This window comes from Thiosulfatihalobacter marinus (assembly GCF_016019955.1).
GTDB lineage: Bacteria > Pseudomonadota > Alphaproteobacteria > Rhodobacterales > Rhodobacteraceae > Shimia > Shimia marinus_A.
Window position 1 is genome coordinate 224,748 of sequence record NZ_JAECRZ010000004.1, and the last position, 25,314, is coordinate 250,061.

The 25,314-nt window shown below is 64.9% G+C and carries 23 protein-coding genes; 11 read left to right on the top strand and 12 right to left on the bottom strand.

Annotated features, from left to right (window positions below):
• Nucleotides 1-50: 50 nt before the first annotated feature.
• From I3253_RS08305 to I3253_RS08315, 3 genes are read right to left on the bottom strand one after another with little or no spacing between them, the layout of a single operon-like run.
• Complete coding sequence (locus I3253_RS08305; protein WP_197917190.1) at nt 51-1,121, bottom strand: acyl-CoA dehydrogenase family protein; 1,071 nt, start codon at nt 1,119-1,121, stop codon at nt 51-53.
• A gap of 3 nt (nt 1,122-1,124) precedes the next feature.
• A complete protein-coding gene (locus tag I3253_RS08310; protein WP_197917191.1) occupies nt 1,125-2,312 on the bottom strand; it encodes an acyl-CoA dehydrogenase family protein in 1,188 nt (395 codons plus the stop codon).
• A gap of 1 nt (nt 2,313) precedes the next feature.
• Nucleotides 2,314-4,401 carry a 3-hydroxyacyl-CoA dehydrogenase NAD-binding domain-containing protein gene (locus I3253_RS08315; protein WP_197917192.1) on the bottom strand — a complete coding sequence of 696 codons (2,088 nt, stop codon included), beginning with the start codon at nt 4,399-4,401 and terminating at the stop codon, nt 2,314-2,316.
• Nucleotides 4,402-4,568: 167 nt separating this feature from the next.
• Here I3253_RS08315 and I3253_RS08320 point away from each other — a divergent pair, with 167 nt between their 5' ends.
• The 4 genes from I3253_RS08320 (at nt 4,569) to I3253_RS08335 (ending at nt 9,772) form a co-directional block, all read left to right on the top strand.
• The gene (locus I3253_RS08320) at nt 4,569-6,251 is read left to right on the top strand and encodes a long-chain-fatty-acid--CoA ligase (protein WP_197917193.1); all 1,683 of its coding nucleotides are present in this window, start codon (nt 4,569-4,571) and stop codon (nt 6,249-6,251) included.
• A gap of 25 nt (nt 6,252-6,276) precedes the next feature.
• The gene (locus tag I3253_RS08325) at nt 6,277-7,092 is read left to right on the top strand and encodes an IclR family transcriptional regulator (RefSeq protein WP_197917194.1); all 816 of its coding nucleotides are present in this window, start codon (nt 6,277-6,279) and stop codon (nt 7,090-7,092) included.
• Between the two features lie 64 nt (nt 7,093-7,156).
• Entirely contained in the window at nt 7,157-7,951 is a 795-nt protein-coding gene (locus I3253_RS08330; protein WP_197917195.1) for a phytanoyl-CoA dioxygenase family protein, read from the top strand.
• A gap of 129 nt (nt 7,952-8,080) precedes the next feature.
• A complete protein-coding gene (locus I3253_RS08335; protein ID WP_197917196.1) occupies nt 8,081-9,772 on the top strand; it encodes a calcium-binding protein in 1,692 nt (563 codons plus the stop codon).
• Between the two features lie 90 nt (nt 9,773-9,862).
• On the opposite strand, the gene I3253_RS08340 is transcribed toward I3253_RS08335, so the two are convergent.
• On the bottom strand, nt 9,863-10,330 hold the full coding sequence (locus tag I3253_RS08340) for a GatB/YqeY domain-containing protein (RefSeq protein WP_197917197.1): 468 nt from the start codon (nt 10,328-10,330) through the stop codon (nt 9,863-9,865).
• Between the two features lie 183 nt (nt 10,331-10,513).
• Between I3253_RS08340 and carA the strand changes: the two genes are divergently transcribed.
• Nucleotides 10,514-11,668, top strand: coding sequence for a glutamine-hydrolyzing carbamoyl-phosphate synthase small subunit (gene carA, locus I3253_RS08345; RefSeq protein WP_197917198.1), 1,155 nt, complete (start codon nt 10,514-10,516; stop codon nt 11,666-11,668).
• A 109-nt stretch (nt 11,669-11,777) separates the two neighbouring features.
• Complete coding sequence (locus I3253_RS08350; protein WP_197917199.1) at nt 11,778-13,709, top strand: glycosyltransferase; 1,932 nt, start codon at nt 11,778-11,780, stop codon at nt 13,707-13,709.
• Here I3253_RS08350 and I3253_RS08355 read toward each other — a convergent pair whose 3' ends face one another.
• Nucleotides 13,710-14,348 (bottom strand): GntR family transcriptional regulator, encoded by a 639-nt coding sequence (locus tag I3253_RS08355; protein WP_197917200.1) that lies wholly within the window; start codon nt 14,346-14,348, stop codon nt 13,710-13,712.
• A gap of 147 nt (nt 14,349-14,495) precedes the next feature.
• Here I3253_RS08355 and I3253_RS08360 point away from each other — a divergent pair, with 147 nt between their 5' ends.
• The 3 genes from I3253_RS08360 (at nt 14,496) to I3253_RS08370 (ending at nt 16,705) form a co-directional block, all read left to right on the top strand.
• Nucleotides 14,496-15,140 carry a pyrimidine 5'-nucleotidase gene (locus I3253_RS08360; RefSeq protein ID WP_197917201.1) on the top strand — a complete coding sequence of 215 codons (645 nt, stop codon included), beginning with the start codon at nt 14,496-14,498 and terminating at the stop codon, nt 15,138-15,140.
• Nucleotides 15,141-15,213: 73 nt separating this feature from the next.
• Nucleotides 15,214-15,441 (top strand): hypothetical protein, encoded by a 228-nt coding sequence (locus I3253_RS08365; protein ID WP_197917202.1) that lies wholly within the window; start codon nt 15,214-15,216, stop codon nt 15,439-15,441.
• 61 nt (nt 15,442-15,502) lie between these two features.
• A complete protein-coding gene (locus I3253_RS08370; protein WP_197917203.1) occupies nt 15,503-16,705 on the top strand; it encodes a UbiH/UbiF family hydroxylase in 1,203 nt (400 codons plus the stop codon).
• Between the two features lie 208 nt (nt 16,706-16,913).
• On the opposite strand, the gene I3253_RS08375 is transcribed toward I3253_RS08370, so the two are convergent.
• Genes I3253_RS08375 through I3253_RS08385 form a run of 3 tightly spaced genes read right to left on the bottom strand, consistent with a single transcriptional unit; the run spans nt 16,914 to nt 18,997 of the window.
• On the bottom strand, nt 16,914-18,032 hold the full coding sequence (locus I3253_RS08375; protein ID WP_197917204.1) for an aminotransferase class V-fold PLP-dependent enzyme: 1,119 nt from the start codon (nt 18,030-18,032) through the stop codon (nt 16,914-16,916).
• Between the two features lie 57 nt (nt 18,033-18,089).
• Entirely contained in the window at nt 18,090-18,545 is a 456-nt protein-coding gene (locus tag I3253_RS08380; protein ID WP_197917205.1) for an Lrp/AsnC family transcriptional regulator, read from the bottom strand.
• Nucleotides 18,542-18,997, bottom strand: coding sequence for an Lrp/AsnC family transcriptional regulator (locus tag I3253_RS08385; RefSeq protein ID WP_197917206.1), 456 nt, complete (start codon nt 18,995-18,997; stop codon nt 18,542-18,544). The genes I3253_RS08380 and I3253_RS08385 overlap by 4 nt, the downstream gene beginning before the upstream one ends.
• Before the next feature lie 135 nt (nt 18,998-19,132).
• Between I3253_RS08385 and ilvC the strand changes: the two genes are divergently transcribed.
• Both ilvC and I3253_RS08395 read left to right on the top strand, forming a co-directional pair.
• Nucleotides 19,133-20,155 carry a ketol-acid reductoisomerase gene (gene ilvC, locus I3253_RS08390; protein ID WP_197917207.1) on the top strand — a complete coding sequence of 341 codons (1,023 nt, stop codon included), beginning with the start codon at nt 19,133-19,135 and terminating at the stop codon, nt 20,153-20,155.
• A gap of 88 nt (nt 20,156-20,243) precedes the next feature.
• Nucleotides 20,244-21,158: a DMT family transporter gene (locus I3253_RS08395; RefSeq protein ID WP_197917208.1), complete on the top strand. Its 915-nt coding sequence runs from the start codon at nt 20,244-20,246 to the stop codon at nt 21,156-21,158.
• Here I3253_RS08395 and glmM read toward each other — a convergent pair.
• From glmM to I3253_RS08415, 4 genes are all read right to left on the bottom strand, one after another.
• Nucleotides 21,155-22,513, bottom strand: coding sequence for a phosphoglucosamine mutase (gene glmM / locus I3253_RS08400; RefSeq protein ID WP_197917209.1), 1,359 nt, complete (start codon nt 22,511-22,513; stop codon nt 21,155-21,157). The two genes, I3253_RS08395 and glmM, sit on opposite strands and share 4 nt — an antisense overlap.
• The gene (gene folP / locus I3253_RS08405; protein ID WP_197917210.1) at nt 22,503-23,522 is read right to left on the bottom strand and encodes a dihydropteroate synthase; all 1,020 of its coding nucleotides are present in this window, start codon (nt 23,520-23,522) and stop codon (nt 22,503-22,505) included. The genes glmM and folP overlap by 11 nt, the downstream gene beginning before the upstream one ends.
• Before the next feature lie 39 nt (nt 23,523-23,561).
• On the bottom strand, nt 23,562-24,491 hold the full coding sequence (locus tag I3253_RS08410) for a dihydroneopterin aldolase (RefSeq protein ID WP_197917211.1): 930 nt from the start codon (nt 24,489-24,491) through the stop codon (nt 23,562-23,564).
• 142 nt (nt 24,492-24,633) lie between these two features.
• A complete protein-coding gene (locus tag I3253_RS08415) occupies nt 24,634-25,275 on the bottom strand; it encodes a cell wall hydrolase (RefSeq protein WP_197917212.1) in 642 nt (213 codons plus the stop codon).
• Between the last annotated feature and the right edge of the window lie 39 nt (nt 25,276-25,314).

Sequence of the window (25,314 nt, forward strand, 5' to 3'; positions counted from 1 at the left end):
CGCGGCCCAAACCGGGCCGCGCCCCTTTCATGTCCCGTCGCTGCAATGCCTCAGGCCGCGTCGCCCGCCATCACCCGGCTCAGGTGATAATCCGTATCCCCCAACTGCGCGTCCAGCATCACCAGGCGCTTGGCATAATGGCTGGCCGCGTATTCCCAGGTCATGGCGATGCCGCCATGCATCTGGATCGCCTCTTCCGCCACAAGCCGCGCCGCGCGCCCGATCAGGTTCTTGGCCATCGATGCCGACCGACCGCCCGCCGCGCCGCCCAGATCCGCCGCCGCCTTGATGGTGATCGACCGCGCCTGCTCGATCTCGGTCAGCATGTCCACCGCGCGATGCTGCAACACCTGGAACTTGCCGATCGGCACCCCGAACTGCCGGCGCTGTTTCAGGTACTCCACCGTCATCGCGTGCAGCACCTCCATCGCGCCCACCGCCTCGGCGCACAGCGCCACGATCCCGGCATTCACCGCATCCTCCAGCGCCGCCGACGCATCCGCCAACAGCAGCCGCGCAGGCGTGTCATCCAGCAAAAGCTCTGCCGCGCCGCCGCCGTCCATCATCGCATAGCCGGTCACATTGGCCTCCGCCGCCCGCACCGCGAACAGCGCGACACCGCCCTCCAGCTTCGCGGCGACAAGGAATTCGTCCGCGACCTGCCCGCCATAAACCGTGCTCTTGCGCCCCGACAGCACATGGCCCGCGCCCCGCGCGCTGGCCGTCGTCGCCATGTCATTCAGGTCATAGGGCGCGTCCAGCTCGGTCATCGCCACCGCATATTTTGTCGCGCCCGACAACAGCGCCCCGCAATCCGCGCCCGCCGCACACAGCAACCGCGCCGCCATCGCCGCGCCCAGCACCGGCTCGGGGCACAACGCCCGCCCCATCGCCTCGAACACCACCGATATGTCGAACCCGCTGCCGCCAAACCCCCCGGCATCCTCGGGCGCCAGCGCATAAAGCGCGCCCAGCTCGACCAGTTGATCCCACAGCGCGGGATCGTGAAACGGCGCCGCATAGGCCACCTTGTTTCGATGATCTACGGGGTATTTCTCTCCCAGGAACCGGGTCAGCGTATCCGACAGCATCTGCCGGTCTTCGGTCAGATTGAAATCCATCTCTCAAAGCTCCAGCATGGTCTTGGTCAGAATGTTGCGCTGGATCTCGTTCGATCCACCGAAAATCGAGGTCTTGCGGTTGTTGAAATAGGTCGCCGCATTGTTGGCCGTGTCCGGCGGGCCAAACACCAGGTTGCCATCGGTCACATGCCCCGGAAACGGTGCCGCCGCCGGGCCCAGCGCCCGGCGCGCCAGATCGTTCAGTTCCTGGTTGATCACCGTGCCCTTGATCTTGAGGATCGAGGTTTCCGGCCCCGGCGCACCCTGTTGCTGCGCCTTGAACAGCATCCGCAGGTTGGTGATCTTCATCGCCTCAAGGTCGATCTCGGCCCGCGCGATCCGGGCCGCAAACAGCGGATCCTCGATCAACGGCCTGCCACCCCGGCGCATCTTGCGCGCCAGCGCCTTGACCTCTTCCAGCGCCTGCATGGAAAATCCGACCCCCGCAATCCCGGTGCGTTCATGGGTCAGCAGGAACTTGGCAATGGTCCAGCCCTTGTTCTCTTCGCCGACAAGATTGCCAAGGGGCACGCGCACATCCGTAAAGAACACCTCGTTCACCTCGTGACCGCCCTCGATCAACCTGATCGGGCGCATCTCGATGCCCGGTGTGTTCAGGTCCACAAGGATGAAGCTGATGCCCTCCTGCGGCTTGGCCTCCGGGTCCGTCCGGCACAGGCAGAAAATCCAGTTGGCGTGCTGGCCCAGCGTGGTCCATGTCTTTTGCCCGTTGATCACCCACGCATCGCCCTCGCGCACCGCGCGGGTTTTCAACGAGGCCAGATCCGATCCCGCCCCCGGTTCGGAATAGCCCTGACACCACCAGTCCGTGCCATCCAGAATACGCGGCAAATAATGATCCTGCTGTTCCTTGCTGCCAAATTTCTGCAACACCGGCCCCAACATGCTCAGCCCAAAGGGCACGATCCGGGGCGCATAGGCGCGACAGCATTCTTCCTCGAAGATATGGCGCTGTACCGGGCTCCAGCCGGTGCCGCCAAACGCCCTGGGCCATGTCGTCGCCAGCCAGCCCTTGCGGTTCAGAATGGCGTGCCATTCCTCCATCACGCGTTTTTCCGGCTCGCCACGCGCGCGCACGGCGCCGGAAATATGCTCGGGCAGGTTCTCGGCCAGAAAGGCACGCACCTCGTCACGAAAGGCGATGTCCTGTGCGGAATAACTCAGGTCCATCTCAAATCCCCTTGTTCATGTCGGCAAAGCTGGTGCCTTCGTCTGCCATCCGGCGAAGCAATGCCGGCACCTGCCAGTAATGCGCATCCTCCTGCGCATAGGCTTCGATCCGGCGCACCAGCTCTGCGGCGCCGATCGTATCGGCATAATGCAGCGGCCCGCCCCGGAAACGCGGAAAGCCATAGCCCATCAGGAACACCACATCGACATCGACGGGCCGCAGCGCGATCCCGTCCTCGACCACCCGCGCGGCCTCGGAAATCATCGCCGTCATGTACCGGTCCACGATCTCCTGATCATCGAAGTCGCGCGGCGTGATCCCGGCCCCGGCGCGCGCCTCGTCGATTATGGCGTTCAGATCGGGGTTTTCCAGCGTCTTGCCGTCCTCATAGACAAAATACCCCTTGCCGGTCTTGCGCCCGTTCCAGCCGTTCTCGCTCAGCCGGTCGGCAATCGCGCCGCCATAGCGTTCCTCGGCGGGCCGTGTCGCGGCAAGGCGTTTGCGGGTCATATAGCCGATATCCAGCCCCGCCAGATCGCCCACGCGATGCGGCCCCATGGCAAAGCCGAACCCCTCCAGCGCCTTGTCCACCTGATCGGGATGCGCCCCGTCCAGCACAAGATAGCTGGCGGTCTTGAGGTAATGCCCCAGAATGCGGTTGCCGATGAACCCGTCGCACACGCCCGCGCGCACCGCGACCTTCTTCATCTTCCTGGCCAGCGCAAAGCCCGTCGCCACAACCTCGGGCGCGGTCCTGGCCCCCACCACCACTTCCAGCAGCCGCATGATGTGGGCGGGCGAGAAGAAATGCAGCCCCAGCACGTCGGCGGGGCGGCTGGTGGTCGCGGCGATCTCGTCAATATCCAGATACGATGTGTTGGACGCCAGAATGGCCCCCGGCTTGCAGATCCTGTCCAGCTTGCCGAAGATCTCCTTCTTGACCTCCATGTTCTCGAACACCGCCTCGATCACCAGATCGACATTGCCCAAACCGTCCAGCCCGGTCATCGCTGTCAGCCGCGCCAGCGCCGCGTCGCGCGTTTGTGCGCTCATCTTGCCGCGCTTGACCGCGCCATCCAGATTGGCGGTGATCGTCTTGACCCCGCGCGCCAGCGCCTCGTCGGTCACTTCCACCAGCGTCACCGGCAGCCCCGCCATCAGCGCCGAGGTCGAAATCCCCGACCCCATCGTGCCGCCGCCGATCACGCCGACGCTTTGAATGTCGCGCGGCGTCGCTGTCTTCTCCGGGATATTCGCCACCGCCCGTTCGCCGAAAAAGGCGTGGATCATGCCCCGGCTTTCGTCGCTGCCCAGACAGTCCATGAACAGCGCCCGCTCCTGCGCCAGCCCTTCGGCGAAGGGCAGCGTCGCACCCGCCACCGCCTGCACACAGCGACGGGGCGACAGCAACGCGGGTCGCTTGCTGGTCAGCTTTGCCAGCGTTGCCTCGATTGCCGCGTCATCCGGCGTAACCGCCAGGTCCGAAGTCCTGCGCACCGCCAGTTCTCCCGCGATCACCGCCCTGGCCGCCGCCAGCGCCACGTCGCGCGGCGCGCCTTCCATGATCCGGTCGATCAGACCCAGCGCATGCGCCTCTTCCACAGGCACCTGCCGGCCCGACAGCGCGATATCCAGCGCCGCCGGAATGCCGATCAGGCGCGGCGCGCGCTGCGTACCACCCGCGCCGGGCAGCAGCCCCAACAGGATTTCCGGCAGGCCCACCCGCGCGCCTGGTACGGCAACACGGGCATGGCACGACATGGCCAGCTCCAGCCCCCCGCCCAGCGCCGTGCCGTGAATGGCACAGATCAGCGGCAGCGCCGATTGCTCCAGCTCGTTGTAAAGGTCGGGCATGATCGGCGCCCTTGGCGGCTTGCCGAACTCGGTGATGTCGGCCCCGGCGACAAAGGTACGGCCCGCACAGTAGATCGCGATCACCTCGGCGCGCCCGTCAGCGTTGATCCCGGCCACCGCGTCCTGCAACCCCTTGCGCACACCATAGCCGCCCGCGTTCACCGGCGGATTGTCGATACAAACCAGCGCGACCTTGCCGACTTCCTCGATACTGACAACCTCGTTCCCGCTCATCGCCGTTCCTCCCTGATGATTTCCGCACTCCCGCCGCGCCCGCGCGTCCGGGTTTGGCAACTTGTGGCATCCTCCTGACCACCCGTCAACTTCGCGGAATTAAATTTCACATTGCAGAAAATGTAACGTCGCGGCACATTCATCCCGTCAATCGTCGGGAAATCACCATGGCACTTTGGGATCAGGGCACGGATACGCTGCACATCACCTCTACGGGGGCGCGCAGGCCCGATTTCTGGCCCGCCGACCGCCCCTGGGACTACCACATCCCGAATCGCACGATGGATGCCAACCTCGAGCTTTCCGCCGCCCGTCACGGCAGCCGCACCGCCGTGATCCACCAGGGCGCCGGCCTCAGCTTTGCCGCGCTCTGGGACAAGGTTCGCGCGCTCGCGGGCTATCTGCAACATGCCGGAGTGGCGCGTGGCGATCCGGTCTTGCTGTTCATGCAGAACAGCCCGCATTACATCATCGGCTTTTACGCGATCCTGCGCGCCGGCGGCGCCGTGGTGCCGGTGAACCCGATGAACCGCGCCGGGGAAATCGACTATCTTGTCGCCGATACCGGCGCGCGCGTCGCAATCTGCGGGCTGGAACTGGCAGACCACATCCTGCCCGCGCTGGAACGTGGCGACCTGCATCACCTGATCGGCGCGCGCTATGGCGACATGGCCGATCCTGATTTCGACCTGCCCGTGCCCGGCGCCCTGCCCACCCGCTCCGATTCCAAGGCCGCGTCCCTTGGCATCACCGGCTTTGCCGCCGCGCTGGCCGCCGGGCACACACCCGCCCCGCGCTCCACCACGATCGATGATCTCTGTGTCATCCCCTACAGTTCGGGCACCACCGGCCAGCCCAAGGGCTGCGTGCACACCCATCGTTCGGTCATGTGCGCGCTGGTCTCCACCATCCGCTGGAACCCGGTGGATGCCGATACGGTGCATCTGGGCGCCCTGCCCTTCTTTCACGTCACCGGCATGATGAACGCCATGCACGCCCCCATTGCCACCGGGGGCACGCTGGTCATCCTGCCCCGCTGGTCCAGCGGGCTGGCCGCCGCGCTGATTGCGCGCTACCGCGTCACCCGCTGGCGCTCGATCGCGACCATGGTGATCGATCTGGTGAACGATCCGGATTTCGACAGCTACGATCTGTCCAGCCTTGCCGCCATCGGCGGTGGCGGCGCCGCCATGCCCGAAGCCATCGCCGCCCGGCTCAAGACCATGCTCGGGCTGGACTATCTCGAAGGTTACGGCCTGTCCGAAACCATGGCCGGCACCCATCTCAATCCTGTGGACGCGCCCCGTCCGCAATGTCTGGGCCAGCCGATCCATGCGGTGGATTCCCGCATTCTGGATCCGGAAACGGATGCCGAACTGCCCCATGGCGAGGTCGGCGAGATCGTCACCCACGCGCCGCAGAATTTCACCGGCTACTGGCAACGCCCCGCCGACAGCGCCGCCGCCTTTGTCACGCTGGACGGCCTGGCGTTCCTGCGCACCGGCGATATCGGCTATCGCGACGATCAGGGCTATTTCTACATGGTCGACCGGGTCAAGCGCATGGTCAACGTGTCGGGCTTCAAGGTCTGGCCGGCCGAGATTGAAATGCTGATGCTGCATCACCCCGACATCGCCGAGGCCTGTGTCATCGGCGCCACCGATCCGCGCCGGGGCGAGGTGGTCAAGGCCGTGATCGTGCCCCGCCCGGGCACCCGCCCCGACGCCCGGGCCATCATCGCCTGGTGCCGGGGCGAAATGGCCGCCTATAAATGCCCCTCGATCGTGGAATTCACCAAGGCCCTGCCCAAATCCGGCGCGGGCAAGGTGCTGTGGAAAGACCTGACATGACCCACCCGACCCCCAAGGCCCGCCCATGAGAAAACGCGGCCCCTCTGCCGACAGCCCTGAAACCGACCGGCAATTCGTCACCTCCCTGTCGCGCGGGCTGGACGTGTTGCGCGCCTTTCGCCCCGATGACCGGGCCGGTCTGTCCAACCGCGACCTGGCCCAGCGCACCGGCCTGCCCAATTCCACCGTGTCGCGGCTCACCTTTACGCTGATGCAGACCGGATACCTGCTTTATGACGAACAGACCGGGCGCTATCGCATGGGCGTGCCGGTGCTGTCGCTGGGGTTTGCCTGTCTGGGCGGCATCCCGATCCGCGAGGCGGCAATGGAACCGATGCAGCGGCTCGCGGATGCCGCCGGGGACGGGGTTATGGTGTCGATGGGCGCGCGCGACGGCCCAACCGTGACCTATCTGGCCTGCGCCCGCGCCACCGACGGGGTGGTGTCGCTGCAACTGGGCGTCGGCTCGCGCATCTCACTGGCGCGTTCCGCCATGGGGCGGGCCTATCTCACCGGGTGCAAACCCGACGAGCGCGCCGAAATCCTCGATGAACTGGCCGCGCATTACGGCCCCGCCCGATGGCCCGCCCTGCGGGCCGGGATCGACGAGGCCGCGCAACAGATCGCCGAACGGGGCTTTTATGCCAATTTCGGCGAATGGACCGAAGGCGTGCATTCCGTCGCCGTGCCCTTCCCCAGCCACAGCGACGGCACCCCCCACATGGCCTTTAACCTGGGCGGTTTCGCGCCTTTCCTGCCAAAGGACCGGCTGGAAAACGATCTTGGCCCCAAGCTGCTGGCCATGACCCACGCGCTGCGCCACCAGGTGTCGGCACGCTGAACCGCTTGACCCCGGGCCGGGGCGGGATCACTCTCGCCCCCACAAACAGGTTTCGGGGGCAAAGATGGTCACGGTCACACAAGAACAGATCGACGATTTCCAGCGCGACGGCGCTGTCCTGGTGCCGGGTCTTTTTGCGGACCACGTCGAAACCCTGCGCGCCGGGGTGGCGCGCAACATGGCCGCGCCGGGGCCTTATGCATCGGAAAACAGGAAGGCGGGAGAGACCGGGCGCTTCTTTGACGATTACTGCAACTGGCAGCGCATCCCCGAATTTGCCGAAGTGATCCGATCCTCGCCCGCCGCACAGGTGGCGGCACGGCTGATGCAATCGGACTGCGTGCAGATGTTCCACGATCACGTGCTGGTCAAGGAACCGGGCACCTCGATGGCCACACCCTGGCACACGGACGGGCCGTATTACTTTGTGCAGGGCAAACAGACCGTCAGCTTCTGGTCGCCGCTCGATCCCGTCACCGACGCCACGCTGCGCCTGGTGGCCGGGTCACACCGCTGGGAAAAACCGGTTCTTCCCACTCGTTGGGTCAACGAAGAAAGCTTCTTTGCGAACGAGGGCGATTACATGCCCGTGCCCGACCCGGATGCCGAAAACATGCGCATCCTGGAATGGCCGATGCAGCCGGGCGATGCCGTGGCCTTCAATTACGACGTGCTGCACGGCGCGCGCGGCAACACCGCCGCCACCCGCCGCCGGGCCTTTTCCCTGCGCCTTCTGGGGGATGACGCACGCTATGTCGAGCGGCCCGGGCGCACCTCTCCGCCCTTTCCGGACCATGACATGACACCGGGCCAGAAACTGCGCACCGACTGGTTCCCGATATTGTTGCAGCCCGACTGATTCACTGTCTCCATTCAGGAAACAGTTAATTTAGTGTTAACTCCTTCGTTGACCGCGAGGCGGTTTTGGCCTCATTCTCGACAAAGTTCCGCCACATTTGTCATGATTTCAGGAAAGTGAGGCACTGCCATGCCTATTCTACCCCCCGTTCTGCCGGAACCCGGCGATCTGATTTTTCGCCTTCCCTCACTCAGCGACGCCGAGATTATCGCCGCCGCCGGGCCTTATGTCATCGTGGTTTCCGGTCAGCCGGTCTATGTGCTCTCCAGCGGTCAGACAGAGCTCTACCAGGGTGGCATCGGCGGCGATTTCGTGACTGTGACCAACGGCCGTATCACCTTCCTGGGGTTTGGCGGCGACGACACCTTGATCGGTGGCGCGGGATCGGATGTTGCCCTGGCTGGCGACGGCGACGACGTGCTCTACGGCGCGGAAGGCGTGGACCTTCTGTTCGGCGAGGAAGGCAATGACCTGATCGAAGGCGGCGGCGGCAGCGACATCCTTTACGGTGGCCGGGGCATGGATACGATCAAGGGTGAAGGATCGGCCGATTACATCGACGCGGGCGATGGGGCCGATTTCGTCTATGGCGGCGAGGGCAATGACCTGATCCTTGGCGGCAGCGGTTTTGACGTGCTTTTCGGCGGTATCGACGACGACCTTATTCATGGGGAACTCGGCAATGACACCCTGTACGGCAATTTCGGCAACGACACGCTGTTTGGCGGCTGGGGATCGGACCGCATGTTCGGCGGGCTTGGCAACGATCTGCTGTCCGGCGGGTTGGGCAATGATCGCATGTTCGGTGGCGCGGACGACGACACGATGGGCGGCGGCGAGGGGCACGATGTCATGCGTGGCGGTCTTGGTCAGGACTGGATCGGTGGCGGCGACGGGAATGACCTGATCGAGGGGAGCGGTGGCCACGACAGCCTTTTTGGCGAAGCCGGAAACGACAACCTGTCCGGCGGTTGGGGCGCCGATCTGCTTGATGGCGGCCTTGGCGACGATACGCTTTCCGGCGGCGAAGGCGAAGATACGTTGAACGGCGATAACGGCGGCGATTTCCTGGCAGGCGGCGCCGGAGACGACGTTATCAACGGCGGCTCGGATACCGACAGCCTGTTCGGCGAAGACGGTAACGACGTGCTTCGGGGCGGCGCACAGCGCGACTTCCTACGCGGCGGCGACGGCGATGACCTCGTTGGCGGCAACAGCGGCAACGACTACATGCGCGGCGGCAATGGCAATGACACGCTTCTGGGCGGCACCGGCGACGACCGCATGTTCGGCAATAGCGGAAACGATTCGATCCTGGGCAGCTTTGGCAAGGATTCGGTCGAGGCCGGCTATGGCGACGATTTCGTAAGCGGTGGCGACGGCGACGATACGCTGTACGGCAACCAGGGCAACGATACGATCCGTGGCGAACGCGGCAATGACGCCATGCATGGCGGCGACGGCGATGATCTGATGTTCGGGCGTCAGGGCAATGACACGCTCACCGGCGGAAGCGGCGCCGATGTCCTGTTTGGCGGCGACGGCAATGACTATCTGCGCGGCGGGGTGGGCGACGACACCCTGCGCGGCGGCGCGGATGCGGATCAGTTCATCTTTCTGGATACCGTCAATAACGGGCTGGATCGCATCCTGGATTTCCAGGACGGGCTTGACCTGCTGCGCATCGCATCGGCCAACCAGGCCTATTCGGCATCCGATACGGCAGATGGCGCGCTGGTCGATATGGATAACGGCATCAGCTTCCTGCTTGTCGGGGTGGCGGCCTCTGCCATTGACGACACCGATTTCGTATTTGTCTGATCGAACCCGTCCACTGACGTACAAAGGCCCGGCGCGCAAACGCCGGGCCTTTCAATTCCTCGCGAAACCGGTCGTCGCAAAACCGGGCCGTCAGCCCTGGTTCAACGCGTCCTTGACCCTGGCGCCAACCTTGCCGAAATCCATCTGGCCAGTGTATTTCGCCTTTAGCGCGCCCATCACCTTGCCCATGTCGCGAATCGATTCCGCGCCAACGTCCGCAACAGCGGCCTGGATCGCCCTGGACACTTCCGCGTCACTCAGCTTCTTGGGCAGGAACTCCTCGATCACCACGATCTCGGACAGTTCCCGTTCCGCCAGATCCAGCCGCCCGCCCTCTTCATAGGTGCGCGCGCTTTCCTGGCGCTGCTTGACCATCTTGGCCAGGATGCCCAGGATCTCGGCATCATCCACGCCGCTTCTGTCCTCGCCTTCGCCGCGCGCGGCGATGTCACGGTCCTTGATCGCCGCCGTCACCAGCCGCAAGGTCGAAAGCCGCGCCGCGGCCCGATCGCGCATCGCCTGTTTCAACGCCGTATTGATGTCTTCCCGCAGAGTCATGTGTCTCGCCATTTGCTGCTGAACATAAGCCCCGGACCATACTCAACACCGCGTCCCGGCGCAACCGCCACGCCACGCTCTGCCGCGGCGCGGCAATGGCACATAATCGCCGCCCGCACCGGCTTGACGCGCGCACCCGCGCGACATAGGTATCGGCCAATTTGTCAGCCGGAGAGTCGACCCATGGCCCAAAAGCCCCCTTCCCACCCGACCGCCTGCCTTGCCCTGGCTGACGGCACGCTGTTTTACGGGCGCGGTTTTGGCGCCACCGGCGAAACCGTGGCCGAACTGTGCTTCAACACCGCCATGACCGGCTATCAGGAAATCATGACCGATCCGTCTTATGCCGGGCAGGTCGTCACCTTCACCTTCCCCCATATCGGCAATACCGGGGTCACGCCCGAGGATGACGAAACCGCCGATCCCGTCGCGGCGGGCATGGTGGTGAAATGGGATCCCACGGCGCCGTCCAACTGGCGCGCCGTGGACACGTTGTCCAACTGGCTCGCCGCGCGCGGCCGCATCGCCATTGGCGGGATCGACACCCGCCGCCTGACCCGCGCCATTCGCCAGCAGGGCGCGCCGCATGTGGCGCTCGCGCATGATCCCGACGGCACGTTCGACACCAAGGCCCTTGTGGCCAGGGCGCGCGCCTTCCACGGCCTCGAAGGGCTGGATCTGGCCAGGGAAGTCACCTGCGCCCAATCCTATCGCTGGGACGAAATGCGCTGGGCCTGGCCCCAGGGCTATTCCCGCCAGGAAGCCCCCAAATTCAAAGTTGTCGCCGTCGATTTCGGGGCCAAGCGCAATATCCTGCGCTGCCTCGCCTCTGTTGGCTGCGACGTGACCGTGCTGCCCGCCACCGCCACCGCCGAGGAGGTGCTGGCACATGATCCCGATGGCGTTTTCCTGTCCAACGGCCCCGGCGATCCGGCGGCGACGGGCGCCTATGCCGTGCCCATGATCCGGGACGTGCTCAAGGCCGATCTACCGGTCTTCGGCATCTGCCTGGGCCACCAGATGCTGGCCCTCGCCCTGGGCGCCAGGACGGTCAAGATGAACCACGGCCACCACGGCGCCAATCACCCGGTCAAGGATCACGATACCGGCAAGGTGGAAATCACCTCGATGAACCATGGCTTTGCCGTGGACGGGCAATCCCTGCCCGACGGTGTAGTGGAAAGCCATGTGTCGCTGTTTGACGGATCGAACTGCGGCATCCGTCTGGCCGACCGCCCGGTCTTTTCGGTTCAGCACCACCCCGAGGCCAGCCCCGGCCCGCAAGACAGCTTTTACCTGTTCGAGAAATTCGCCGCCTGCATGGCCGAACGCGCCTGATCCCCCTGATTTCAGGGCGTTTTCGCCTGCGGTTTCATCAACCTTAACGCGCTGTTAACTCTTGCGCCGCCAATGTGGCGGGACAGACGGCAATGGCGCGGACGGCGGAATGAACGATCCAATTGGGCTGATCGACGGGGGCATCGGTACGGGCACGGACCGGGGTTTTGGCCGGGGCACCGACCTGCCGCAACGGGATGATCACGTCGCCCTGGGCCGCGATCTGATCGACCGGCACCGCATCACGCCCTGGCAATTGTTCTACGCGCTGCGTTGCCAGCGCCGCTGGAATGCCTCGCTGGCGGAAATCCTGCGCATCCGTGGCTGGATCGGCGAGGACGAATTGCGCGCCTCGCTGGCGCGCGGCCTGGCGGGCGGGCAGGTCGATCTGGACCGGGAACCGCCCGACCCGACGATCCAGGACCTTCTGCCACCGGCATTTTGCCTTCGCCATTGCGTGTTGCCCTGGGCACGGTTTGACGGCACCCCGGTGCTGGCGGTTGGCCGGCCCGACCGGATCGCAGAGCTTCGCCCGCACCTGCCCCCCGGCCTGCGCCACGCGCTGATCACCGTCGCCCCGGAAACACAGATCACCCGGTATCTGGCCAAGCGCCATCGCGCCCACCTTACGCGCCACGCCGAAACCCGGCTGGACCCGCGCCTCTCCTGCCGGGGCTGGGATCGGCGCTCGTGGCACCAGACCGCCCGGTTCGCGGTCATCGCCGCCACACTTGCCGGGCTGGTCCTGCTGGCGCCCCGCCTGATGCTGATCGGGCTGATGGGCTGGGCACTGTTGTCGCTGTTTGCCGCCACGGCGATGAAAACCACCGCCTTCGTTCTGCATCTGCTGCACCGCCACGATCCCCCTGCGCCTGATCTGCCCCCCGGCGCCCGCCTGCCGCGCATATCGGTCATGGTGCCGCTGTTTCGCGAAAAGGAGATTGCCCATGCCCTGATCCGGCGCCTGACCCGGCTGACCTATCCGCGCGCGCTGCTCGACGTGGTGCTGGTGCTGGAAGAAAAGGACGACGTGACCCGCAACACCATCGCCCAGACCCGCCTGCCCCGCTGGATGCGCGTGGTTCAGGTGCCCGCCGGGTCCGGGCTGACGACCAAGCCGCGCGCCCTGAACTATGCGCTGGATTTCTGCAAGGGCGATATCATCGGCATCTGGGACGCCGAAGATGCCCCCGCCCCCGATCAGCTCGACTGTGTGGCGCGCCATTTTGCTCATGCCGCGCCCGACGTGGCCTGTCTTCAGGGGGTGCTGGATTATTACAACCCCTATACCAACTGGATTTCGCGCTGCTTCACCATCGAATACAGCACCTGGTTCCGCATCATCCTGCCCGGTTTGGCCCGCATGGGGCTGGCGATACCGCTGGGCGGCACCACGCTGTTCCTGCGCCGCGCCGCCATCGAACATGTCCAGGGCTGGGACGCCCACAACGTCACCGAAGATGCCGATCTCGGCTATCGCCTGGCCCGGTTCGGCTATCGCACCGAACTGATACGCACCGTCACCGGGGAAGAGGCCAATTGCCGCCCCATCGCCTGGATCCGCCAACGCTCGCGCTGGCTCAAGGGGTTCATGGTGACGTATTTCGTCCACATGCGCACCCCACGCCGCCTGTGGCGCGAACTGGGCGCGCGCCGCTTCATCGGCTTTCATCTGGTTTTCATGACCACACTCACCCAGTTTGTTCTGGCCCCCGTGATCTGGAGCTTCTGGGGTGCCGCCTTTGGCCTGCCCCATCCGCTGACCGACCTGCTGGGCGACACCGCGTTGTTGTGGATCGGTGGCGGAATGATCAGCGCTGGGGTCATGAGCGCGGCGATCTCGCTCACCTCGGTCTGGGGACAGGGGCGCGAACGGCTCTACCCCTGGGTTCTGACCATGATGTTCTACTTTCCCATGGCCACCCTGGCCGCCTACAAGGCCCTGATCGAGCTGCTGTGCGCGCCCTATTACTGGGACAAGACGGCACATGGCAAAACCGCCGAAGGCACGCGCGCGCACCTGCCCGACAGCCCGGACTGATCAGGCGTCGCTTTCCTGTTTCAACCGGGTCACAAAGGCTTGGCTGATATGGTCGCGCAGCGCGTCATAGGCGCCATCCTCGTCGCGGCTCCTGATCGCGTCCACGATCGCCTGATGCTCGACCAGCGTATCGCTGCCGCGCCCTTCGGCGGCAATCGACGTGGTCGCCATCAACGCCATCGACCGGTGCACCAGGTCCAGCTGCTGCACCAGATAGCGGTTGTGCGAGGCCAGATGGATCTGCTTGTGAAACCGCCGGTTGGACCGCGCCAGCGCCGACGGATCGTCGATCAGCTTGCGATCCCGATCCACCATGTCCTGCAACACCCGCACCTCTTCACGGGTGGCATGGCGCGCCGCCAGCCGCGCCGCCAGCCCCTCCAGCTCGGTGCGCACCACGTAAAGCTCGGCCATCTGGTTGTGATCCAGCGACGACACGATCAGGCTGCGCCCGTCCCGTGCCAGCAACGATTGTGTCTCCAGCCGCTGCAAAGCCTCGCGAATAGGCGTGCGCGACACACCGAACCGTTCGGCCAGGTCGCTTTCCACCAGCCGGTCGCCGGGCTTGTAGATCCCGACATCGATCGCCTCCAGGATCAGCGTATAGGCATCCTTGTTGGTCGATTTCACCTGTGCCATCTTGCCCGGCCCTCCTCCTCGCAATGCCGCTCAGACTACGCGCTGAACCGGGCGGCGCAACCCCATATGGCCCCCGCGCCCCCGGGCACGCGCCGTTGCTTCCCGGCCCGCATTGCGCCGCCCGCCGCAAGCGCCTAGATTGCCCCCATGCCGCGCAACGCCTTTGCCCATGTCACCACCTGGGTGTTCGATCTGGACAACACCCTCTACCCGCCCCATGCCCGCCTGTTCGACCAGATCGAGCTGCGGATGACGGATTATGTCATGCAGGCGCTGGGGGTGGATCAGCCCAGGGCGGACAGGCTGCGCCGCAAATACTGGGCGCAATACGGCACCACGCTGGCCGGGCTGATGCGCGAACATGATGTCGATCCCGCCCCCTACCTGACCACGGTGCACGACATCTCGCTTGCCCATCTGGAACCCGATCCGCAACTCGCCGCGCAAATCCGTGCCCTGCCCGGGCGCTGCATCGTCTACACCAACGGCACCGCGCCCTATGCCGAACGGGTGCTCGCGGCGCGGGGCCTGTCGGGGCTTTTCGATGCGGTCTACGGCGTGGAACATGCCGATTTCCTGCCTAAACCGGAACGCGCGGCTTTCGAGACCGTGTTCCGGCTTGACGGCGTCTGCACGCAAACCGCCGCCATGTTCGAAGACGACCCCCGCAACCTGCAAGCCCCCCATGACATGGGGATGCGCACCGTGCATGTCGCGCCCGAACCACACCGGGCCGGCCATATCCACCACCATACCGACGACCTGCCCGGCTTTCTCAGCCAACTGTCCTAGCGCCGCGACACCCTGCCCCATCAAATCCGCCATCAGAGTTCCTACGTGACCCCTGCAACAGCAGGACACTCTCATGAAACATACCGATCTCTCCGATCCAACACCCGCCACCCCCGTGACAGATCACGACAGCCCGCCAGCCGGTACGCACAGCGCGCGGTGGCTGTTCCTTGCGGTCTTTGCGCTTCTGGCGCTGTGGGGCACCGCCATCGCGATCTGGGGCATCCCCGGCCTGTACATCCCGGCCCTCGCCACCGTGCCGCTGATCTTCCTGACATTGGTATATGTCTCGCGGGGATGACATGTCATCCCCTTGCCTTTGTCGCTGGCAGGCGTAGGTTGCCCCCCAGGAGGCGCTGCCCATGACCACGTCAACCCAGACCGACATCCTGATTTCCGGCGGCGGCATTGCCGGGCTGACAGCAGCGGCCGCCTTTGCCAGCGCCGGGTTTTCGGTGCAATGTGTCGATCCCGCGCCCCCCGTCACCGAACGCGACGCCGAAGGCTCGGACCTGCGCACCACCGCCTTTCTGCAACCCGCCCGCACCCTGCTGGACGAGGCCGGTCTCTGGCAGCGGCTCGCCCCCCATGCGGCGCCATTGCAGATCATGCGCATCGTCGATGCCGGGGGCGAGCTGCCCGAACCGCGCATCATCAAGGATTTCGACGCCGCCGACATTTCGGATCAGCCTTTTGGCTGGAACCTGCCCAACTGGCTCTTGCGCCGTGAAATGCTGGCGCGCCTGGCCGACTTGCCCAATGTCGATCTGCGCCTGGGCACAGCCACCACCACGCTCTTCACCCGCACGAACGAAGCCCGCGTCACCCTGTCGGACGGCAGCCAAACCCGCGCCCGGCTGGTGATCGCCGCCGATGGGCGAAATTCGCCGATGCGCGAGGCCGCCGGGATCAGGGTGCACACCACCCGCTACGGGCAAAAGGCGCTGGCGCTGGCCGTCACCCACCCGATCCCGCATTGCAATGTCTCGACCGAGATCCACCGCTCCGGCGGCCCCTTCACGCTGGTGCCCCTGCCCGACTATCAGGGCAAGCCGTCCTCGGCCCTTGTCTGGATGGAACGCGGCCCGCGCGCGCGCGCGCTGTTCGACATGGACGTGGCCGAATTTCAGGCCGCGATGACGGAACGCTCCTGCTCTCTCTTCGGCCCCCTCACGCTGGCCTCGCGCCGCACCATCTGGCCGATCATCTCGCAATCCGCCGAACGTCTTTGTGGCGAGCGCCTGGCGCTGATGGCCGAGGCGGCGCATGTGGTGCCCCCGATCGGCGCGCAAGGGCTGAACATGTCCCTGGGCGACATGCGCGTGCTGCTGGATCTGGCCAGGGCCGATCCCGCCGGGCTGGGCAGCGCGAAGATGCTGGAAACCTATCACCGCAAACGCTTTGCCGAGGTCAAACTGCGGGTGCAGGGCATCGATCTGCTGAACCGCGCCTCGATGGTTGCGCCGCGCGCCCTGCGTGATGCGCGCGCCATGGGTCTTAACGCGCTCTATTCCATGGCGCCCGTGCGCAAAACGCTGATGCAAATGGGGCTCGGCGTCCGCTAAGGCCGGGGTCAGGGGGTTTCCAGAAACCTTGCGGCGCGACTTCGAAATCGCGCGACCGGGCCGGCCATCCCCCGCCTGCCCGCACGCCGTGTTAACCCCCGTTCCGCAACGCCCCGAAACCGGCGCGATACCGACGCGATACCGACGCAATGCCGACACGCAAATCCCTGCAAAACAAGGCCGTTAACCTTTGCGTCGCCCGACCGGCCTACAGCACCCTGTCCAGCACCGTTTTCAACCGCGCCAGCGTGGCCTCTACATCAAAGAGCTTGTCCAGCCCGAACAGGCCCAGCCGGAAAGTCATGAACCCCTCGGGCTCATCACAGGCCAACGGCACCCCGGCGGCGATCTGCATCCCCTCGGCGGCAAATTTGCTGCCGTTCTGGATGCCCGGATCGCTGGTATAACTCACCACCACACCCGGCGCGCCAAACCCGTCAGCCGCGACCGACAGAACACCCTTGTCCTTCAGCATCCGCCGCACACCCTCGCCCAGCGCCCATTGCGCCTCGCGCAGCTTGCCGAACCCGTAATCGCGTGTCTCCGCCATGGTGTCGCGGAACGCGCGCAAGCTGTCTGTCGGCATGGTCGCGTGATAGGCATGACCGCCGTTTTCATAGGCCAGCATGATCGCGCGCCACTTCTTCAGATCGATCGCGAAACTGTCGCTCTCGGTTTCCTCCAGCCGCGCCAAAGCCCGTTCGGACATCATCACCAGCCCGGCACAGGGCGAGGCCGACCAGCCCTTTTGCGGCGCCGAGACCAACACATCCACCCCCAGCTTTTTCATGTCCACCCAGACACAGCCGCTGGCGATACAGTCCAGCACCATCAGCGCCCCAACGTCATGCGCCGCCGCCGCCATCGCCGCGATATAGTCATCCGGCAGGATCACCCCGGCGCTGGTTTCCACATGCGGCGCAAACACAACATCCGGCTTAACCTCTTGAATTTTAGCGACAACCTCGTCAATCGGCGCCGGTGCAAACGGCGCTGTCACACCGTTTCCTGTCTGACGCGCCTTCATCACCGTGCTGTGCGCCGCAAAACCGCCCGCTTCGAAAATCTGGCTCCAGCGATAGGAAAACCACCCGTTGCGCACCACCAGCGTGGTCGCGCCGCGCGCGAACTGGCGCGCGACGGCCTCCATGCCAAAGGTGCCCCCACCGGGGATCAGCGCCACCGCGTCGGCGTGGTACACCTCTTTCAGCATGTCGTTGATATCCAGCATCACCTGCTGAAACGTCCTGGACATGTGGTTCAGCGACCGGTCGGTGAACACCACCGAAAACTCTTCCAGACCGCCGGGATCTACGTCATGTGCCATGGGAAACTCCTTGTCCGTTGCCCAAGGGCTAGCGCGAATGCGCGCCGATGCAAAGGCTCAAAGCGGCCCCGGACGGCGCTCTTCGCTCAGCAGCACGTTGGCATCCACATTGCCCACCCCCGGCAATGTCATGATCCGGCGGCGCAGAACCCGCTCGAAATCGGGGATGTCGCGCGCCGTCACCCGCAGCCGGTAATCATACATGCCCAGCACATGCTCAACCGTCTGCACCTCGGGAATGGCCGACACGGCGCGTTCGAAATCTTCCAGCGAAATCCGCCCCTTGGTCGCCAGCTTCACCCCCAGGAACACGGTCACGCCAAAGCCCAGCTTCGCGGCATCCAGATCCAGCCGCCGCCCGGCGATCGCGCCGCTGTCCTGTAGCCGCCGGATCCGCCGCCATGTGGCCGGCTGGCTCAGCCCGAACCGCCGCCCCAGCGCCCCGGCGCCTTGCGTTGCATCCTCGGCCAGTGCGCGCAACAATGCCCGGTCGGTTTCATCCAGTTCGATCACAGCGGCAGGCTTTCGTCGGTCTTGATCCGCGCCACATGCATCAGCGCCTCGATATCGGCCACATGCGGCAAGGTCAGAATCCGGTCGCGATACACGTCCAGATAATGCGCCATGTCCCGGGCGATCACCGACAGGCGCACATCCACCTGTCCCAGAAACGTCTGGATTTCCAGCACCTCGGCAATGCCGCGCGCCGCGTTGATGAATTCGTCAAACGCACGTGGTTGGGTCTTGTCCAGCGTGATGCGCAGGCTCACTTCCACGGCATAGCCCAGCGCCTGCCAGTCGATCACCGCCCGCTGCCCGCGCAACACGCCCGCGTCGCGCAACTTCTCGATCCGCCGGGTCAGGCGCGAGGCGGTCAACGTCAGCCGGTCGGCCAGGTCCGGAATCGATTGCGCCGGGTCGGCCTGCAAATGGCGCAATATGCGCCGATCCAGATCATCAAGCATGAACATCTCTATATTTTGGATAGTGACGAATGAAAACAGCGAAAATTTGGAAAAATACACGCGATCCGTGCCTCGCCTTTGTCTCTCCGTCGCGTATGATCGCCGCCAGAAACACCACAACAAGGGAGCGCCGACATGCGCGTTTATTACGATCGCGATTGCGACATCAACCTGATCAAGGACATGAAGGTGGCCATTCTGGGCTATGGTTCTCAGGGCCACGCCCACGCGCTGAACCTGCGCGACAGCGGCGCCAAGAATGTCGTCGTCGCCCTGCGCGAAGGCTCGCCCAGCGCCAAGAAAGCCGAAGGCGAAGGCCTGCAAGTGATGGGCATCGCCGAGGCCGCCGCCTGGTGTGACCTGATCATGTTCACCATGCCCGATGAACTTCAGGCCGAAACCTACAAGAAATACGTGCATGACAACCTGCGTGACGGCGCCGCGATTGCCTTTGCCCACGGTCTGAACGTGCATTTCGGCCTGATCGAACCCAAGGCCGGCGTTGACGTGATCATGATGGCCCCCAAGGGCCCCGGCCACACCGTTCGCGGCGAATATGTCAAGGGCGGCGGCGTGCCCTGCCTTGTTGCCGTTGACAACGACGCCACCGGCAAGGCGCTGGAAATCGGCCTCAGCTATTGCTCGGCCATCGGCGGCGGGCGCTCGGGCATCATCGAAACCAACTTCCGCGAAGAATGCGAAACCGATCTCTTTGGTGAACAGGCCGTTCTGTGCGGTGGCCTTGTCGAGCTGATCCGCTGCGGCTTTGAAACCCTGGTCGAAGCCGGCTACGCGCCGGAAATGGCCTATTTCGAGTGCCTGCACGAGGTGAAGCTGATTGTTGACCTGATCTATGAAGGCGGCATCGCCAACATGGACTATTCGATCTCCAACACTGCCGAATACGGCCAGTACGTCACCGGACCGCGCATTCTGCCTTACGAACAGACCAAGAAGGCCATGAAGGACGTGCTCACCGACATCCAGCAAGGCAAGTTCGTACGGGACTTCATGCTTGAAAACGCCGTTGGCCAGCCGACCATCAAGGCATCGCGCCGCGCCAATGACGAACACATGATCGAGGAAACCGGCGCCAAACTGCGCGGCATGATGCCGTGGATCTCCGCCGGCAAGATGGTCGACAAGGAAAAGAACTGATCGGCGCAAACGCCCCGGTTCAGTCCTGACAAGAAATGAATTGACCCCGGCCACCGCGTCGGGGTCAATTGTGTTTTTTGGAAGCAGCATGACGCACCCCCCCGGCATCACGACAAAAAGCTGGCTCATGGTCGCCGCGCTCGGCCTGATCTGGGGCGGTACGTTCATGGTGCAGAAGCTGGCGCTTGGCTATCTGCCGCCGCTATGGGTGGCCGCCGGGCGGATCAGCTTTGCGGCCGTGCTGACGGTTGCGCTCTGGCAGGCGCTGGGCGGGCAGCTGTTCACCTCCGACACCCGGGACTGGCGCGGTCTGGGGCTGGTCTCGCTGCTCAGCGTGGCGGTGCCCTTCATGCTGTTGTCCTGGGCGCAGCAATACGTCACTTCGGGCTTTACCGGCGTGTCCATGGCCGCCGTGGCGCTGATCACCCTGCCCCTGGCGCATCTGTTCATTCCCGGCGAACGCATGACCCTGCGCCGCGCGGCGGGCTTTGCCATCGGCTTTGGCGGCGTGCTGGTCCTGATCGGTCCGGGCGCCTTTCAGGGCGCGGGCAATCCGCTTGAAACCTGGGGCAGACTGGCCTGCCTTGCCGCCGCCAGTTGCTATGCTGTCTCGTCAATCGTCATGCGCCGCCTGCCACCGATCGATCCCGTGGGCCTGTCGGCGGTCACGCTGATCCTGGGCATGGCCGTCGTCATCCCCATGGCCCTGATCAATCATGGCCCGCCCCGGATACCCGCCGCCGAGGGCCTGCTTTATGTCATGCTGCTGGGCCTTGTGCCCACGGCAGGCGCCAACCTGCTGCGCAATCTCTTGATCCGCAGCGCCGGGCCGGTGTTCATGAGCCTGACCAATTACATGGTGCCGCTCTGGTCCGTGGCGCTTGGTGTGCTGTTCCTGGCCGAACCGCTCCGGGCCTCGCTGCTTTGGGCCGCGCTGCTGATCCTGATCGGGGTCGGGCTCAGCCAATACGGTGCCCTGAAACGATTGTTCGGGCGCGCCTAACCCGCCTCGTCGGCCACCGCCGCCTGCACGGCCCCGACCACCCCCATCACGGCCCGTTCCAACAGCGCCGCATCCTCGCTTTCCGCCATCACCCGGATCAGCGGCTCGGTCCCGGACTTGCGGATCAAAAGCCGCCCCTTGCCGGCCAGATCCGCTTCGGCCCCGGCAATCGCCGCCTGCACCCCGGCCATCTCCAGCGGCACCTGTCCGTCGGCATAACGCACGTTTTCAAGCATCTGGGGCACAGTTTCAAACACATTTGCCAGCTCAGAGGCGGGCCGCCCGGTTTCCACCATCGCCGCCAGAAATTGCAGCCCCGCCATCAGCCCGTCGCCGGTGGTGGCATAATCCGTCATCACGATATGGCCCGACTGCTCTCCGCCAAGATTGTAGCCGCCCTTGCGCATCGCCTCGACGACATAGCGATCTCCTACCGCCGTGCGTTCCAGGCGCAGACCCTGATCCTGCAGGAACCGCTCCAGGCCCAGATTGGACATCACGGTGGCCACCAGCGCGCCGCCATTCAGCCGCCCGTCGGCCGCCCAGCGCGACGCCAGCAACCCCATGATCTGGTCGCCATCCGCAACGCGGCCGGTCTCGTCGATGATCATCACCCGGTCGGCGTCACCATCCAGACAGATGCCCACATCCGCGCCATGTGCCACCACCGTTTCGCTGGCCACGCGCGGTTTGGTCGAGCCGCATTCGCGGTTGATGTTGCGCCCGTCAGGTGACACCCCCATTGGGATCACCTCGGCGCCCAGTTCCCACAGCGCCTCGGGCGCCGCGCGATAGGCCGCGCCGTTGGCACAATCGATCACCACCTTGATACCGGTCAGCGGCAACGCGCGCGGCAACGAGCTCTTGACCCGCTCGATATACCGGAACCGCCCGTCATCCACACGCTTGGCCCGCCCGATATTGCGCGATTGGACCGGCTCGACCCCATCTTCCACCAGCTTTTCAATCGCCAGTTCCGCCTCGTCGCTCAGCTTGAACCCGTCCGGCCCGAAAAACTTGATCCCGTTGTCATCCGCCGGGTTGTGGCTGGCCGAAATCATGACCCCGAGATCGGCGCGCATCGACGCGGTCAACAGACCCACCGCCGGGGTTGGCACCGGCCCCAGAAGCAGCACGTTCATCCCCGTGCTGGTCAGCCCCGCCGTCAGCGCATTTTCGAACATATAGCCTGACAGGCGGGTGTCCTTGCCGATCACCACGCGGTGCTGGTTGGTTCCGTCATTGCGGAAATACCGCCCCACCGCCGCGCCGATCCGCAACGCCATTTCCGCCGTCATCGGATGCCGGTTCGCCGTGCCCCGCACCCCGTCCGTCCCAAATAGCTTACGCCCCATGATGCTCTCCTGTCGTCACCGCCTGCCACAAGCGCAGGGCCTGCCGGGTTTCGCCTACGTCATGTACCCGGACAACCTGCACGCCCTGCGCAATGGCTTCAAGCGCAACCGCCACCGATCCCGGCGCGCGCTCGGTTACATCGGGCACATCCCCGATCTTGCCGATGAACCCCTTGCGCGACGCGCCCAGAAGGACCGGGCACCCAAGACCGTGAAACAGGCTGATCCGCGCCAGCAGCGCCAGGTTGTGGGCAATCGTCTTGCCAAACCCAATCCCCGGATCTACCAGGATCCGCGCGCGCGGGATGCCAAGACCGGCCAGCATACTGACCTGCGCGGCCAGGAAATCGTAGACATCCAGCAGCACGTCGTCATAGCGCGGGTCGCTTTGCATGGTTTCAGGGTCGCCCAACGCGTGCATCACGCAGATCGGCACCTCCCGCTCGGCACATAACAGGGCCAGCCTGGGATCATGGGTGAACCCGGACACGTCATTGACCAGAAAGGCGCCTTCGTCCAGGGCCGCCCGCGCCACAACCGCCTTGCGCGTGTCGATGCTGATCGGCACCTGCACGACGTTGGAAATCGCGGCGATGACCGGCGCGGTGCGGGCGATCTCGGCCTCGGCAGGCACTTCCAGCGCACCGGGCCGCGTGGATTCCCCACCCACGTCGATCAGGCTGGCACCGGCATCCACCATCGCGCGCGCATGGGCCAGCCCGCGCGCTGGTCCGACATGCGCGCCACCATCGGAAAAGCTGTCGGGCGTGACGTTCAGGATGCCCATGATCTGTGGCCGGTCCATGCGCAGCCGCCCCAGCCGGGGGCGCGGCGCGGTCAGCCGCTCCAGAGTCTCTTTGGGCAGCGCGTCCACCGGCAGGATCCCGGCACTCCGGCCCCGCCTCAGGTGTTCAACATGCGTAAACCAGCACCAGCCCCCCGCCAGCGTTTCCGCCTCTGGCGGGCGGGCTGCATCGGTCTGGGCAATCGGGCGAAAATAGTCGGTCATCCCCGCTACCTGCGCAATTGATGCGTGAAAGGCAAGCGTTCAGAGCCTGGCCTGATCATCCGGCAGTATCCGCACCGGCACAGGCGCGGTTTCCGGCGGGGTTCCGCCGATGATCCACAGTTTGCGCGCCTGCATTTCACCGGCAAACCACGCCGCCAGGGCCACCGGATCACGCGGATGGGGGGCCGGGCCGTCCACCGCATCCAGCACGATCTTGGAAGGCGCCCAAACACAGATCTGGCCGTTTTTCATCGCCCAATCCAGTTCCGTCCGCGTATTGACAACAACACAGCGCGGGTCTTTGGAGGCCAGAACCCAGGCATTCATCTCGATGGCCAGCAGGTCAATCCGGCGCTGGGTCATGGCGTGACCGGTTCGGGGAGCTTCGCCATCGGGCGCGCCAATGCAGAAAATCGCCGGAATGCCATCCTGTTCCAGCTGATCGATCCAGCCCGTCAGATGCGGCGCGGCAATCGCCGAATTGGACAGGAACACCACGCGCGGATGGGGGGCGTCTTCTTCGGTGCCGATATCCACCGGCGCCAGCGCCGTCTTGCGGCTGCGCACGATTTCCACCCCCAGCGCGCCGGGTCCGCGATCCAGCTTTTCGATCCGTACAAAGGCCCGCATGGCCTGGGGTTCCAGCAGGATACGATCCGCCACGCGCTCGGCCAGGGTTTCCAGCAGGTTCAGCCGCTCGGCGGCCAGCTCATGGGCAATCGCCTCGGTCACACGGTCATAGGACAGGATACGATCCACATCGTCGTCAATCGGATCACTCAGCGGGCGCACCTCGACAACAACGTTGAAACACACACGCTGCATCTGCCCGCGCTCGGTCTGAAAGGCGCCGATATCCACGTCGACAATGTGATCGCGCAACGAAATCCGATCCATCGGATCGGGGCCTGCCATGGCCTCGGAACGCTCCCGGGGATGCGCAAAGGCCAGCCGGATTTCATTGCTCATGGCGCCGCTCCTGTCTGTGGGGCCTCGGTCCGTGTGGCCCATGTCAGGCTACGCGGTTTTTCCGCCCATAGCAGAGCGCGGCGCGGCAAACCAGTGACCAAACGCGTCACCGGCAAAGGGGGCTGACCCGGATCGCGGCCCGCTATTTCTGAGAGACCCGCTGCGGCATCCGATAGAAATGATGCACGCCGATCACGGCGGTGCGCGTGAACTTGCGCGCCCAGGACGGCTTTACCGCAGTGGTATGATAATGGGTAGCCCCTTCGGTCAGCAAATCGGGCGCGCCGTCGATCACAAGCCGCGCCACCTTGCCAACGCGCTCGTAGGCGTCCTTTTCGCGGATGCGGTTGGTCACGCCATCACAATTATAGCTGAACTGGCACCGGTACTTGCGGCCGCTGGCGGTGCCTTGCTTGATCACGCCGCAGATGCTGTCGGGGAAGGCATCGCGCTTGACCCGGTTCATGATCACCTCGGCAACCGCGAACTGGCCCTTGACGCTCTCGCCGCGCGCTTCGAAATACAGCGCCTCGGACAAGCATTGCCATTCGGCGTCCCGCCGCTCGTCCTTCACACGCGGCAATTGATCGATCCACTCGCGGCTATAGGAAATCTGTGTGGGCTTGGAGGATTTCGGCGCAAAGATTTCCCGCAATGTCTTGCCATCGAACAGCACAACACGGCGCGGTTTCTCAGCCTTTTCCACGGTGCCTGATGGGGCGTCCGCAACGGCCAATCCGGCCGTAAGAACAATGCTCAGAAATGCACAAAAAAACTTCTGCATGGCAGCCTCTACTGATTTCCCGCCGGACCCTCCCCGCCC